11 protein-coding genes are annotated in these 14,348 nt (G+C 64.4%); 6 read left to right on the top strand and 5 right to left on the bottom strand.

What is annotated here, in order from left to right; genetic code table 11:
* Positions 1–47: 47 nt before the first annotated feature.
* The 3 genes from FDY95_RS06435 to FDY95_RS06425 form a co-directional block, all read right to left on the bottom strand.
* Positions 48–1,196 carry an efflux RND transporter periplasmic adaptor subunit gene (locus FDY95_RS06435; protein ID WP_138075922.1) on the bottom strand — a complete coding sequence of 383 codons (1,149 nt, stop codon included), beginning with the start codon at positions 1,194–1,196 and terminating at the stop codon, positions 48–50.
* A 109-nt stretch (positions 1,197–1,305) separates the two neighbouring features.
* The gene (locus FDY95_RS06430) at positions 1,306–2,982 is read right to left on the bottom strand and encodes a TolC family protein (protein ID WP_138075921.1); all 1,677 of its coding nucleotides are present in this window, start codon (positions 2,980–2,982) and stop codon (positions 1,306–1,308) included.
* A 32-nt stretch (positions 2,983–3,014) separates the two neighbouring features.
* Positions 3,015–3,629, bottom strand: a complete 615-nt coding sequence (locus FDY95_RS06425; RefSeq protein ID WP_138075920.1) for a TetR/AcrR family transcriptional regulator — start codon at positions 3,627–3,629, stop codon at positions 3,015–3,017.
* A 295-nt stretch (positions 3,630–3,924) separates the two neighbouring features.
* Between FDY95_RS06425 and ispF the strand changes: the two genes are divergently transcribed.
* The 4 genes from ispF to FDY95_RS06405 all read left to right on the top strand — a co-directional run bounded on the left by ispF (position 3,925) and on the right by FDY95_RS06405 (position 9,792).
* Positions 3,925–4,404 (top strand): 2-C-methyl-D-erythritol 2,4-cyclodiphosphate synthase, encoded by a 480-nt coding sequence (gene ispF, locus FDY95_RS06420; protein WP_138075919.1) that lies wholly within the window; start codon positions 3,925–3,927, stop codon positions 4,402–4,404.
* A 179-nt stretch (positions 4,405–4,583) separates the two neighbouring features.
* The gene (locus FDY95_RS06415; protein WP_246073945.1) at positions 4,584–6,263 is read left to right on the top strand and encodes a M28 family peptidase; all 1,680 of its coding nucleotides are present in this window, start codon (positions 4,584–4,586) and stop codon (positions 6,261–6,263) included.
* A gap of 124 nt (positions 6,264–6,387) precedes the next feature.
* Positions 6,388–8,031: a M28 family peptidase gene (locus FDY95_RS06410; protein WP_138075918.1), complete on the top strand. Its 1,644-nt coding sequence runs from the start codon at positions 6,388–6,390 to the stop codon at positions 8,029–8,031.
* A gap of 87 nt (positions 8,032–8,118) precedes the next feature.
* A complete protein-coding gene (locus tag FDY95_RS06405; RefSeq protein WP_138075917.1) occupies positions 8,119–9,792 on the top strand; it encodes a M28 family peptidase in 1,674 nt (557 codons plus the stop codon).
* On the opposite strand, the gene FDY95_RS06400 is transcribed toward FDY95_RS06405, so the two are convergent.
* A complete protein-coding gene (locus FDY95_RS06400) occupies positions 9,789–10,178 on the bottom strand; it encodes a hypothetical protein (RefSeq protein WP_138075916.1) in 390 nt (129 codons plus the stop codon). The two genes, FDY95_RS06405 and FDY95_RS06400, sit on opposite strands and share 4 nt — an antisense overlap.
* A 43-nt stretch (positions 10,179–10,221) precedes the next feature.
* Here FDY95_RS06400 and FDY95_RS06395 point away from each other — a divergent pair, with 43 nt between their 5' ends.
* The gene (locus tag FDY95_RS06395) at positions 10,222–11,610 is read left to right on the top strand and encodes a LutB/LldF family L-lactate oxidation iron-sulfur protein (RefSeq protein ID WP_138075915.1); all 1,389 of its coding nucleotides are present in this window, start codon (positions 10,222–10,224) and stop codon (positions 11,608–11,610) included.
* 55 nt (positions 11,611–11,665) lie between these two features.
* Here FDY95_RS06395 and FDY95_RS06390 read toward each other — a convergent pair whose 3' ends face one another.
* The gene (locus FDY95_RS06390; RefSeq protein WP_138075914.1) at positions 11,666–12,457 is read right to left on the bottom strand and encodes a hypothetical protein; all 792 of its coding nucleotides are present in this window, start codon (positions 12,455–12,457) and stop codon (positions 11,666–11,668) included.
* Between the two features lie 167 nt (positions 12,458–12,624).
* On the opposite strand from FDY95_RS06390, the gene FDY95_RS06385 reads away from it, so the two are divergent.
* Entirely contained in the window at positions 12,625–13,695 is a 1,071-nt protein-coding gene (locus FDY95_RS06385; protein ID WP_138075913.1) for a hypothetical protein, read from the top strand.
* Positions 13,696–14,348: the final 653 nt, after the last annotated feature.

Here is a 14,348-nt window from a genome sequence, read left to right as displayed (position 1 = left end):
GGCCGCGCGGCGGGCCGGGTTAGGGGCCCGCCGCGCTGGTCCTTGCGCTAGGCGCCTGCTTGCCCGGCTGCGCCGGCGAGGGACACCGTCTGGCCCTCGTTGAGGTTCTGGTAGCCGGCCGAAATGACCTGGTCGTTGGCCTTCAGGCCGCCGGTAATTTCGGTGCGGCCGTTGTAGGTGGCGCCGGTCTGCACCACGCGCTTGGCGGCTACTTTCTTGCCGCCTTTGTCTTCCACCACAAACACGTAGCTGTTGGTTTCATCCTTCTGCACCAGGTCCACGGGCAGCACGGTGGTGCTGGCCTTGCTGTAGTTCTGGATGCGGACGGTGGCCACCATGTTGGGGCGCAGCTGGGCGGCGGCCGGGCCGGTCAGGCGCAGCTCCACCGGGAAGGTGCGGCTGGCCGGGTTGATGGTGCGGCTCACGGTGCGCACCGTCGAGGGCACATCGTTCACGCCCAGGTCGGGGATGCTCACCAGGGCCTTGTCACCGGCCTTGATGGTGCTGGCGTAGTTTTCCGATACATCGGCGACCAGCTTGCCGCCGCCGCCGCTGAGCAGGCGCACCACCGGAACGCCGGGGTTACCCATTTCACCCACCTTGGCCGGCACATCGTCCACGGTGCCGCCGAAGGGTGCTACCACGTTGTACATGGCGCGCTGCTGCTGCTGGGTGGCCAGGCTACGCTGCAGGGCCTCGTAGTTATTCTTGGCCTGCAGGTACTGGATTTCGGTGCCGATCTGCTGTTTCCAGAGGCGGTCCTGCTTTTCGTACACGGTCTTGGCCAGCTCCAGGCGGGTGCGCAGCTCGGCAATGCCCGATTCGAGCACGGCCGCGTCCTGGGTGGCAATTACCTGGCCCTTGCTCACCCGGTCGCCGCGCTGTACGCGGATGCTGGTAAGCACGCCCGGGACCCGGGGCGACACGTTGGCGTTTTCGTCGAAGTCGGCGCGGCCCTGCACTTCCAGGTAGCTGGTGAAGCTTTCGGGCTGCACGCTGATAACCGAAACGGGCGTGGCGGCCAGCTCGGTAGCCGCGGCCGGACCGGCTTTGGCTTCCAGCTCGGCAATTTTGGCGGCGTTGGTGGCCTGTTCCTTTTTGAGCTTTTCCAGCTCGGCTTTGGGGTCTTTATCACCGCCGCCGCAGGAAGCCAGGAAAGCCAGGAACAGCAGCGCCGAAGAAGAAACGTATTTCATTGGAGAAGGAGCTAGTAGCAAGAAGTTAGGAGCTAGAATCGGGGGTATTGGGCAATCAACTGTGGCTGGGTCAGGAGCTTCCAGCTCCTAGCTCCTGACTCCTAGCTCCTTACTTTTTCGTCTGATTGAACAGCTCGCCGGTGGCTTTGTCGCGGTCCACCTTGGCTACCAGCACGTCGTAGAGGGCGGCGTAGTAGTTGGTCTGGGCCGAGCGCAGGTCGGTTTCGGCGGTAATGACTTCCAGGTTCGAGCCCACGCCCTCCTGAAACTTGATGCGCGACACGCGGGCCACGTCGGTAGCCAGGTCCAGGTTGGCTTTCTGGTTGTCGAGCACGTCCAGGGCGTTGGTGAGAGTGGTGCGGCTCTGCGCGTCCTGCAGGTCAATGCTCTGGCGCAGCGTTTCGAAGCCGCGCTCAATGGTCTGCTGCTGAATGCGGGCCTGCTGCACCTGATAGCGGCGGCGGAAGCCGTCGAACACCGGAATCTGCAAACTCAGGCCCACGTTGCCGAAGCCAAACCAGTTCTGGTTGGGGAAGCCGTTGCCATCCACCGAGTTCGGACCGCGGAAGGCAAACAGGTTGCCGAGGCTGTTGGCCGAGCCGTTGAAGCCGTAAGCGGCCGTGGCCACCAGGCGCGGGTAGGCGCCGGCGCGGCGGTTGGCCAGGTCCAGGCCGGCCAGGGCCTGCTGAGTTTCCAGGGTAGTGTATTCGATGCGGTTGTTGTAGTTGAAGGCCGCGGCGGCTTGGGTAGGCCGGGCGCCGCTCAGCGCCGACTGCTGGTCCTGGCGGGCCTGGTCGGCGGCGTTGCCGCTGGTCGGGGCCGGGGCCGAGGGTACGCCACCAAGGCTACGGTCGCCGCTGCCGGTGTTGAAGTTGGCCACGCCCAGGCGCTGGCGCAGGGAGTTGGCATCCACCAGGGCGCCGTCGAGCTGGTCGGTCAGCACCACCGGCTGTTCCTGGGGCAGGCCCATCTGGAACTTCAGCAGGGCCACGCTCAGCTCGGTCAGGCGCTGGGCTTTCTGCTGCTCCACCACCAGGTTGTTGCGCTGCACGCGCAGGCGGTCCACGTCGAGCTTTTCCACGAAGCCCTCCTTATAAGTAGCGTTGGTCTGGTAGAGCAGCGTGTCGAGGCGCTGCACGTTGCGGGCCAGCAGCTCCAGGCGGGCGCGGGCCACCAGGGTGCTGTAGTAGGCCTTCTGCACCTGCTCCACCACGTCAATTTCGGCCTGCTGGGTTTGCTTCTTGGCCAGGTCTTCGTACACCTTGGCGGCCTTCAGGCCAATCAGGTACGAGCCATCGAAGAGCAGCTGCGAGACCGAGGCGCTGCTGTTGCCGGCGTACTGCAGGCCGAAGGCAATGGCCTGGGGCGGCACCGGTACGCGCTCCACCTGCACCTGCTTGAGGTTGACGCTCTGCCCACCCTGGGCAGCCGTCACGTCGGCGGAGGTGAGCTGGGTGGCGGTGGAGCCCCCGAAGGCGCCCACGTCGACCAGCGACTTCTGCAGCTTGAAGTTGTCGGCCAGGTTGGCGGCCACGTTCACCTGCGGCAGGCCCGCCGAGCGGATTTCGCCGACGCGGGCGTGGGCGGTCTGCTCGCCCAGGCGGGTGGCCATCAGCGAGGATTTGTTTTTGAGGGCGAAGTCAACGGCCTGCGAGAGGCTCAGCGACATGGGCACGCCGGAGGCCACGGGCGCCTGGCCCGGGGCGGGCGTCTGGGCCAGTAGCTCGTGCAGCCCCAGGAAGCCCAAGGCTGCCAGTAGCAGCAGTAGGCGAAACGCTTTGTTCATAGCGAAACGAATGGTGAGAGCGGGTTGGTGGTTTATTCAGCTTCCGTCAGCTGACGGTACTCGTTGATGAGGCGGTGCCCCTTCAGGGTGCAGATGCCGTAGAGAAAATGCTCGACGGTGACCGTGTGCAGGCGCTGCAGCTCGAATTGCCGGGTCGGGAATACGCGGGCGTCGAACATCAGCTCGATTTCGGCCAGCTTCAGCCGGGCCAGTACTTCCACGTCGAGGTCGGGGCGGAACAGGCCTTCTTCGATGCCCCGGCGCAGGTTTTCGATGATTTTGCGCAAGATGAAGGTGTTCTTGTGCTGCTCAAACAGCGCCCAGGCTTCGGGGTAGTACTTCTGCAGCTCGTGGAAGATGCTCGGGTTGATGCCCGAGAGCATGGTCTTGTGCCACTGCATCAGGTTGTAGCTCTCCTCCAGCGCGTTGGCGCCGGCGGCAAACACCATTTCGCAGTCCGATTCCTCTTTGCAGAGGTGCTGCTGCATGGTGGCTAGCACGATCTGGTCTTTGTTATCGAACCACTTGTAGAGGGTCTTTTTCGACATGCCGAGCTGGGCGGCAATGTCGTCCATCGAAACGCTGCGGATACCGTTGCGCATAAACAGCTCGACGGCGGTCAGCAGAATCCGGTCCTTGATTTCCATACTCACGCCACAAAGGTACAACGGAAACTTTCAGTGAATCCAAAGTTTCCATCAGTTTTTTTGCTGACATAATCATGTGAGGCTTGGTTCCCGAAACAGCTGTGCGCGGGCAGACGCGGCCGGCGCGGAAATACTTTATCGGAGAAGATGAATTTTTATCACCGGGGCCTGACAGCCTCGCTCAGCCCACAATCCTAGGCAGAGCCGAGGCCGAGGTTCTTTTCCCCCTCGTCGTACCTTGCGCCTCGGTGGCCCACTCACCATTTCACCACTTCACAACATCACCATTTTGCCCATGCGCATCCGTACCGGCTTCGGCTACGACGTTCACCAGCTCCAGGAAGGCCTGCCGTTCTGGCTCGGCGGCATTCAGGTGCCGCACACCCACGGCGCCCTCGGCCACTCCGATGCCGACGTGCTCATCCACGTCATCTGCGACGCCTTGCTGGGCGCGGCCAACCTGCGCGACATCGGCTTCCACTTCCCCGACACCGACCCGCAGTACAAGGGCATCGACAGCAAGCGGCTGCTGGCGGAGGTGACGCGCCTGCTGCGCGAGCGGGGCTACCAGATCGGCAACATCGACTCGACCATCTGCCTGGAGGCGCCCAAGGTGAACCCGCACATTCCCGAGATGCAGCGCGTACTGGCCGAGGTCATGGGCATCGATATCGACGACGTGAGCATCAAAGCCACGACCACCGAAAAGCTGGGCTTTGTGGGCCGGCGTGAGGGCGTGGCGGCTTACGCGGCGGTACTCATCACGCGGATGTAGCGCGAACTTTCAGTTCGCGTATTCCCGCGCGGTTACGTTCTGGGCAACGCGAACTAAAAGTTCGCGCTACATCGTCCGCAACCCTCGGCGGGCGCGGCCGTCTTTGCCGCTACCTCACTCCATTCCCCTCACCAAAACCCCGGCCGCCTGCTCGGGCGGCATCCTCACTCCCTCTCCCCATGTCGTATAAACTAATGCCGGTGCTGCTGGCCGCGGTGCTGCTGGCCAGCCCGGCCGTGGCCCAGGACGCCAAGCAGAAAGTAAAGGTCAAGCGCAAGGCCAAAATTGAGGCCGCGGCCATGCCCGAAACCGCCCCGGCTGCCCCGGCTCCCACCAAGCAGGCCCCGGTGCCCATCGATAATGCCCGCACCTACGCCGAGGGCATCACCCAGGCCGACCTGCGCAAGCACCTCACCGTGCTGGCTTCGGACGAATACGAGGGCCGCGAAACCGGCGAGAAGGGCCAGAAAATGGCCGCCGACTACATTGCCAACCGCTTCAAGGAGCTGGGCCTGGTGGGCCCGGTGCAAGGCTCCGATAACCCCTACCTGCAGCACTTCACTATGGAGCGCAGCACCTGGGCGGGCACCGGCACGCTGAAAGTGGGCGGGCAGAGCTTCCAGTGGATGAAGGACTTCTACGCCGCCGGCAACTCGCCCTTCGACCAGGCCACCACGCTGCAGCCGGTGTTCGTGGGCTACGGCATCGAACAGGAAGGCTACAACGACTACGCCGGCCTCGACGTGAAGGGCAAGGATGTGGTGGTGCTGCTGGGGGAGCCGATGAAGGACGGCAAGCCCACGCTCAGCAAAGACGAAAAGCCGACCAAATGGGGCAACGACTACCGCGCCAAATCGGCGCTGGCCACCCAGAAAGGGGCCCGCTCGGTGTTCTTCGTGGCGGCCAGCAAGGACGACTTCGACAAAGCCCTGTCGCGGCTGACGCCCTACCTGGGCCGGCCCAGCATCAGCTTTATGGACAAAAAGGAAAGCCGCGCGGCCACGCTCTTCGTGTCGCCGGCGGTGGGCCTGAAGCTGCTGGGCACCAATGAGGCGGCCCTGGGCAAGTACCGCACGGCCGCGGCGGCGGGCAAGCCGGCCAGCTCGTTTAAGCCGGCTTCCGTGGTCGTCACGGCGCCCAAGAAGCGCGAGCAGTTCACCACCGAAAACGTGCTGGGCTTCCTCGAAGGCACCGACAAGAAGGATGAAATCCTGGTGGTGTCGGCGCACTACGACCACATCGGCATCATCAGCGGGGAGGTGCACAACGGCGCCGACGACGACGGCTCGGGCACGGTGTCAGTGCTGGAAATGGCGGAAGCCTTTACCCAGGCCAAAGCCGCCGGGCACGGCCCGCGCCGCAGCATCCTGTTCCTGACGGTGACGGGCGAAGAGAAGGGCCTGCTGGGCTCGGAGTACTACACCGACCACCCCGTGTTTCCGCTGGAGCGCACCATTGCCGACCTGAACATCGACATGGTGGGCCGCACCGACAAGGAGCACGAGGGCAAGCCCGACTACGTGTACGTCATCGGCTCGGACAAGCTCTCCTCGGAGCTGTATAACATCGTGGAAAACGCCAACAAGCAGTACGGCCCCATCGACCTGGACTACCGCTTCAACGACCCGCAGGACCCGAACCGCTTCTACTACCGCTCGGACCACTACAACTTCGCCAAGCACAAAATCCCGGTGGCCTTCTTCTTCAACGGCGTGCACGCCGACTACCACGGCCCCAAGGACGAGGTGGACAAGATTGAGTTTCCGAAGATGGAGAAGCGCGCCCGCCTGGTGTACTACTCGGCCTGGGACCTGGCCAACCGCGAAAACCGCATCGTAGTCGACTCGAATAAGCCGTAACGGACGCGTAACTTACCGCTGGCTAAATGGCTGGTCGTTCTGGTTAGCAGAACCGCCGGCCATTTGTCCGTTTTGCCCTTTCTCTCTCCCACAACCAGCACCTCGCTTACCCCGCTTCGCATTCATGCCCAAACCGTTTCTCCCCCTGCTGCTGGCGGCCCTGGCCGTCGGCAGCGCGCCCGCCCTGGCCCAGAAAGCCAAGGTGAAAGTCAAGACCAAGACCGAGCAGGCCCCGGCCGCTGCGGCCGCGCCTACTGATTGGTCGGTGACCTACGCCAGCACCATCACGCCCGAAGACCTGCGCAAGCACCTCACGGTGCTGGCCTCCGACGAGTACGAGGGCCGCGAAACCGGCCAGAAAGGCCAGAAGATGGCCGCCGAGTACATTGCCCTGCAGTTCAAGGCGCTGGGGCTCGTCGGGCCGGTGCAGAACTCCGACAACCCCTACATCCAGCACTTTACGATGGAGCGCAGCACCTGGGCCTACGACCAGATGCTGCTGCAGGTGGGCAAGCGCAGCTTCAAGCCGCTGGAGGACTACTACGTGGGCGGCAGCGCCGCCTTCGCGCAGCCGACGGTGGTGGAGCCGGTGTTCGTGGGCTACGGCATCGAGCAGGAAGGCTACAACGACTACGCCGGCCTCGACGTGGCCGGCAAGGACCTCATCATCCTGGGCGGGGAGCCGCTGAAGGACGGCAAGCCCTTGCTGGGCAAAGACGGCAAGCCCAGCAAGTGGGGTGAAGGGCGCGCCAAGGAGTCGTTGGCCATGCGCAAAAACCCGCGCTCCATCATCGTCATCAGCCCCGACGCGGAGAAGTTCACGCAGCTGCTGACGCGCATCAAGCCCTTCCTGAACCAGCCGCGCCTGAATTTCCCGGGCAAGCAGGGCCCGGCCCGCGCCGCCTCGTTCACGGTGTCGCCGGCGGTGGGCTACGAGCTGCTGCGCACCTCGGCCGACGGGCTGGCCAAGTACCAGGCGGCGGTGGCCGCCGCCGGGCAGCCGGTGAAGTCGCCCTTCAAGCCCGCTACCTTGACCCTGCGCAACCCGCGCAAGACCGACACCTTCGCCACCGAAAACGTGATGGGCCTGCTCGAAGGCTCGGATAAGAAAGACGAGGTGCTGGTGCTGTCGGCGCACTACGACCACCTGGGCATCAAGGACGGCAAGGTGTACAACGGTGCCGACGACGACGGCTCGGGCACGGTGTCGGTGATTGAGCTGGCCGAGGCTTTCGTCAAGGCCAAGGCCGAGGGCCACGGCCCGCGCCGCAGCATGCTGTTTCTGACGGTGACCGGCGAGGAAGAAGGCCTGTTCGGCTCGGAGTACTACACCGATAACCCCGTCATTCCGCTCACCCAGACCATTGCCGACCTGAACATGGACATGGTGGGCCGCTACGACGACAAGCACAAGGCCGGCGACCAGTACGTGGAGCTGGTGGGCTCCGATAAGCTCAGCTCGGAGCTGCACGCCATCAACGAGGAAGCCAACCGGAAGTACACTCAGCTCGACCTGGGCTACCGCTACAACGACCCCAACGACCCGGAGCGCGTGTACTACCGCTCCGACCACTACAACTTCGCCAAGCACAAGGTACCGGTCATCTTCTACACCACCGGCGACCATGCCGACTACCACCAGCCCACCGACGACATCGACAAAATCGAGTTTCCGCTGATGGCCAAGCGTGACCAGCTGGTGTTTCACACCGCCTGGGAGCTGGTGAACCGCGACAACCGCATCGTGGTCGACTCCAACAAGCCGTAGGGGAATTGTTAAATTGCCAAATTGTTAAATGGCTGGCTGTTCTGCCGACTCAGAACAGCCAGCCATTTGAGCGTATAGTCCCTTCGTATGCGAATTTCCTTTCTGACGCTGCTGCTGGCCGGCAGCGTCGGGCTTAGCAGCTTCTCGGCCCAGGCCCAGGGCAAGGTTAAAGTCAAGACCAAAACCAGCGCCGCCGCCCCGGCAGCCGACGACGCGGCCGTCACCTACGCCGGCACCATCACCGCCGCCGACCTGCGCCAGCACCTCGGCATTTTGGCCTCGGATGCCTACGAAGGCCGCGCTACCGGGGAGAAGGGCCAGAAAATGGCCGCCGACTACCTCGCGGCCCGCTTCAGGGAGCTGGGGCTGACCGGGCCGGTGCCGGGTGGAGTGAGCCCCTACCTGCAGCCGTTCGGGCTGGTGCGCTACGCCCCGGATGGGCCCGGGCAGCTGCGCGTGGGCCCGCAGACCTTCCAGGCCGGCCGCGACTTCGTGGGCTTCGGCCCCTCCCCTTTCCGCACCGAAACCAAGGCCGAGCCGGTGTTCCTCGGCTTCGGCATCGAAACCGACAAGTACAGTGACTACGCCGGCCTGGACGTGAAGGGCAAGGACCTCATCGTGCTGCAGGGCGAGCCGACCGACGGGCGCGGGCACTACCTGCTCTCGGGCACCAAGCAGGAATCGGAGTGGAGCTCCACCTTCCGCAAAGCCGCCCTGGCCCGCGACAAAGGCGCCCGCAGCATCTTCATGATAACCTTCGCGCCCGGCGCGACTTTTGGCCCCATGGCCGAAAGCATGGGCGAGGCCCTGAGTGAGCCCGGCTACGAGCTGACGGCTCCGGTGCGCCAGCCGCTCACCGGCTTCATGCTCACCGAGGCCCCGCCCACCGGCATCGGCTCCTACCTCACCTCGCTGGACCTCGGCGCGGCCCTGCTCGGCATCGGTCCGCAGGAGCTGGGGCAGTACGTGGTGACGGCGTACCAGAATCAGCAGCCGCCGAAAGTCGTCTTCACGCCGCGCGCCTTCACGGCTACCCTGCCGCAGCTGCGTACCGAGCTGGCCTCCGAAAACGTGCTGGGTTTGCTGGAAGGCAGCGACAAAAAGGACGAAGTCGTGGTCATTTCGGCGCACTACGACCACGTAGGCATTCAGCACGACACCATCTACAACGGGGCCGACGACGACGGCTCGGGCACCTCGGCGGTGCTGGAGCTGGCCCAGGCTTTCGTCAAGGCCAAGGCTGAAGGGCACGGTCCGCGCCGCAGCATTCTGTTCCTGCTCAACGCCGGCGAGGAGCGCGGCCTGCTTGGCTCCGACTTCTACACCGGCCACCCGGTGGTGCCGCTGGCCCAGACGGTGACGGACCTGAACATCGACATGGTGGGCCGCACCGACAAACGTCATTCGGCCTCGGAGCGCTACCTCTACCTCATCGGCTCCGATAAGCTCAGCTCGGGCCTTCACGCGCTCAGCGAGGCGGCCAATACCAAGTACGCCAAGCTCAAGCTGGACTACTTCTACAACGACCCCAAGGACGAGGAGAAGCTGTACTACCGCTCCGACCACTACAACTTCGCCCGCCACGGCATCCCGGTCATTTTCTACACCAGCGGCCTGCACCAGGACTACCACAAGGCCACCGACGACGTGGACAAGATTGAGTTCGACAAGCTGGCCGACCGCGCCCGGCTGGTTTTCTTCACCGCCTGGGAGCTGGCCAACCAGGACCAGCGCCCGGTAGTCGACTCCAACAAGCCTTAGGTGGCCGGCGCCTCCAGGGTCCGCAGGGCCGCACCGGACAGGGGCGCTTCCAGGTCGTAGAAGAACTGCAGCAGTTGCCGCTCCACGCTCGGGTACGACACCGTCAGGTAGTACCGGGCGCCGTCGGTGAAGCGTAGCTCGACTTTGGCGCGGCTCAGAAACTGCTCGGGCCGGTACCCGACTTCCCGCAAGGCCTTATATTCGTACTGACTGGTGCCGATGACCTTGATGACGAGGTGCGTCGGGTAGAGCAACAGTTGCGGGCTCAGGCTGTTGTGGGAATGCACCGGAAAGAACCCCAGCAGCAGCGCCCGGTACTTAATTCCGTCAATCGGTACGGCGAAGCCCGCGGCGGGCAACGGCTGGGGAATGCGAGGTAGCGCCATAGATTCTGCCGCCGGGGCAGCTCATTTTCAGGTAATTGACTCTATGATTTCTTCGGGTAAAGCTGCGCAATTTCTGACTGACTCCGACTCGAAAGCCTTCGACCTGGAGCACCGGCGCAAGATTCGCTTCAACATCGGCAAGTACAACACGGCGGTGCAGACCGGCCTGGGCTGGTACCGCGACCATGAATTGGCCCGCTCCCGCGCCGCCTACCGCAAGTCACAGATTGTCAACAACCTTGACCAGTACCTGCTGCAGTGGGAGGAGAACTTCACCAAGCGCGGCGGCAAGGTCATCTGGGCGCAGGATGCTAAAGAGGCCCTGACGGAAATCGGCAAAATCGTGGCGCGCAAGCGGGCCCGCACCGTGGTGAAGGCCAAGAGCATGACCACCGAGGAAATTCACCTCAACCACTTCCTGGAGCAAAACGGGGTGGAATCAGTGGAGACGGACCTGGGCGAGTACATCGTGCAGCTCAACGGGGAGCGGCCCTACCACATCGTGACGCCGGCCATGCACCTGAGCAAAAAGGACATTGCCGACATCTTCGTCAAGCACCTGCACATTGAGCCGACCGACGACGCGCAGAAGCTGGTGGCCACGGCCCGCAAGCTGCTGCGCGGTAAGTACACCGCGGCCGAAGTGGGCGTGACGGGCGGCAACTTCCTGGTGGCCGACGTGGGCGGCGTGGCCGTAACCGAAAACGAGGGCAACGCCCGCCTTTCGGCCACCTTTCCGCGCACCCACATTGCCGTCGTCGGCATCGAAAAGCTGATTCCGACGCTGCAGGACCTGGACCTGTTCTGGCCCCTGCTGAGCACCAGCGGCACCGGCCAGCAGCTGACGGTGTACAACACGGTGTACCTGGGCCCGCGCCAGCCGCTGGAAAAAGACGGCCCCGACGAAATGTACGTGGTGCTGCTCGACAACGGCCGCACCAACCTGCTGGCCCAGCCCGACAAGCGCGAGGCCCTGCAGTGCATCCGCTGCGGCGCCTGCCTGAACGTGTGCCCGGTGTACAAGAACATCGGCGGCCACACTTACGAAACCACCTACTCCGGCCCCATCGGCTCCATCATCACCCCGCACCTGGCCGGCTTCGAGGAAAACAAGCACCTGAGCTACGCCTCCTCCCTGTGCGGGGCCTGCTCGTCGGTGTGCCCCGTCCGCATTCCGATTCACAACATCCTGCTGCTCAACCGGCAGCAGTCGGTGCGGGAACACCTGAACGACAAGGATGAGGAGCGCGGCATCAAGCTCTGGCTCTACGGCATGAAGCACCGCTGGACCTGGAGCCTGGCCCCGACCGCGGCCAAAAACTGGGTGCTGGAGCGCCTGTTGGGCCAAGTGGGCTGGAGCAAGCGCCGCGACGCCATCAAGCTGGCACCGAAGTCGTTCCGCCAGCAGTGGAAGGAGCGACCGAAGAAGTAGCCCCCGAAAAAAGGCCGGAAGCAGTTCCGGCCTTTTTCATGCCTTGGCGGCGCCGCTACATGCGCTGCTGGTGAATCAGCATGGCGGTGAGGGCGGCGGCCACGGGGCCTTTCACGGCGGGCGTGAGCGTGGGCGCCACCCACACCCGGCCGCGGCCCATCAGCTCCACGGCCGCCACCACCGAGCCGTCGGACCGGGCAAACTCGTAGCCGACGGGCACGCCGAAGGGCAGGGTCATGGGCCGGCCGTCGCGGCGCAGCAGCTGGGCAATGGGCCGCACCTGCAGCACCGAGTCGCCGTTGGAGAGCGTGCCGCGGGCGAATTGGGGCCGGTCGCCGAGCTGGTTTTTGCTTTCCAGAATCAGCTGCCAGGTGGGCTGGTTCGGCGCCTTGATAATGCTGCTGTAGAACTCCTCGCTGAACAGGGTCACGCCGATGTTGCTGTTGGGCGTGGGGCTGAGGCGCAAATCGTCGCTGTGGGCGAAGAAGGCGCACTGGGCTTCCCAGGCGGTGCCGGCCACCGGCTGCATGGTGAAGGAGCTTTTTTGCTTGGCGCGGGTCTGATCGAACCACACCGGCGCGGGCAGCCAGCCGCCGGCAGCATTGCCCCAGGACCACGAAGAGGTGCCAAACCAGCCCTGCTTGACCTGGGCGGTGGCAAACTCGCCGAACTGGTAGCTGTGCCGGAAGCCCTGCTTGCCCGTGACGGGCAGCGGCGCGGCGGCCGACAGCTGGGCCGGCACCTGCATGGAAATGCGGCTGGTGGTGGAGCAGCTGGCCAGGGCCAGCAAGGCGCCGCCCAGCAGCAGCGCAGGGCTTGGGAAGGCGAAGATCGGGAAGCGGTTCATGGGGGTAGTGGTTTGTTTTCGTTGGTAGGAGCGGTGGCAACAAGCACCAGGCCAAAGCCCCGTCCGGCGCCTCACATCTTCAGGGGATAAGTACCTGCTGCTCAACAGTGGGGCGCCCGGGCCGTACAACGTTGTATGCCGCACCGTCTTAGCCCGCTTTCCGCCTGATGTCCTGGGACTTATTGTTACGCGGAGCGGTGCTGCTGGCCGGGCTGCTGCTGGTCGTGCTGACCTTGTCGGCCGCCATTCGCTCGTTTGTGCTGCCGCGCAACCAGTCGGTGCTGCTCAACGGCTGGTTGTTTCAGGCGGTGCGCTGGGTGTTTTACGGCGTAGCGACCCGCACGCGCACCTACGGGGGCCGCGACCGGGTGCTGGCCATGTACGCCCCGGTGGCCCTGGTGGCCCTGCCCATTTTCTGGCTGACGCTGCTTTCAATAGCGTACACGGGCGTATTCTGGGCCCTGCACGAAGGCACCTGGGCCCGCTGCTACCGCATCAGCGCCAGCTCCCTGCTCACCATCGGGGCCGATGAGCCCAGTCGCGGCCTGGTAGCCTCGGCCCTCTCCTACTCCGAAGCGGCGCTGGGCCTGCTGCTGCTTACCCTGCTGATTTCCTACCTGCCCACCATCTACCAGTCGTTTTCGCGGCGGGAATTGGTGGTAGCCCGGCTGGAGCTGCGCGCCGGCACGCCGGGCTCGGTTACGGCCCTGCTCACCTGGCTGCAGCAGGCCGGCTGCCTCACCGACAACCCGGAGCTGTGGCAGCGCTGGGAAGAGTGGTTTGTGGAAATCGAGGAGTCGCACACCTCGCTGCCCATTCTCTCCTTTTTCCGCTCGCCGCAGCCCGGCCGCTCCTGGGTGACGGCCGCGGGCGTGATTCTCGACGCCAGCGCCCTGCTCACCAGCAGCGTGGACCTGCCCGGCAGCGCCCACCGCGACGCCTGCTTCAAGGCCGGCTGCATGGCGCTGGACCACGTGCACCGCTTTTTCACGGAGCACATGCATACCCGTCCCAATCCGCTCCTGCACAACGGCCACAGCCCCCTCACCGACGAGCCGCGCCGGGCCGACTTCGAGGAAGCCCGGCGGCAGCTGGCCGACTGCGGCCTGCCCCTGCGCCCCGACGCCGACGCGGCCTGGCAGCAGTTCATCGCCCTGCGCCAGCACTACCACGAGGCGCTGCTTTTCCTGGCCCAGCTGACGGTAGCTCCGCAGGCCAAGGCGCTAATCAATACTTGAGAATAGTATCCGCACACTGTTATCCGATATTCAGATAGCCACAGGACGCATTCCGCTAAATGTGCAAATAATCAGCGCGATAAGTCAGTATTTATTCAAGCCAATAAGTAGATTCGGGCACCGGTCCGTGGACGTTTGCCTACACCACCAACGGGGCTAACCCACAGACCGTCACCGGCACGAGCACCACCCCTTACACGTTCCCGACCGGTGCCCAGTGCCTGCAGGAGCAGTTGCCCATCGGTGCCTACCTGCTGCGCCTGACCTCGGCCGACCAGACCGGCACGGTGCGCCTGGTGAAGCAATAGGCACCCCGCATCTCCATAGAAAGCCCCGCCGGTTCTGCCGGCGGGGCTTTTTTGCGTTTCACCGCCCCGATACGACGGCCCGGTACCGCTAAAGCGGACCGCACAACCGGGGCAGCGACCATTCAGCCCCCCGGCCGTCATAAGTGTCCGGCCCATGCGGCGCACCACATTATTGTGTGAGGCGGAGGGCACATTCTCATGTGATAAGCCCCGCCCTTGGGCCCCTCTACTTTTGTTGCGGCCCGCTGGTACTGTATCCAGGTACTTGCCGGGCGCCGCCAGCGGCGCTGGCCTAGTCGGCTTGGCCGGCCTTGCTCACCCTTGCTTTTTCTCCGGCTGAACCGG

This window comes from Hymenobacter jeollabukensis, assembly GCF_005771675.1.
GTDB lineage: Bacteria > Bacteroidota > Bacteroidia > Cytophagales > Hymenobacteraceae > Solirubrum > Solirubrum jeollabukense.
The sequence above is the reverse complement of the archived record's forward strand: the minus strand, read 5'-3'. Positions and strand labels throughout refer to the sequence as shown.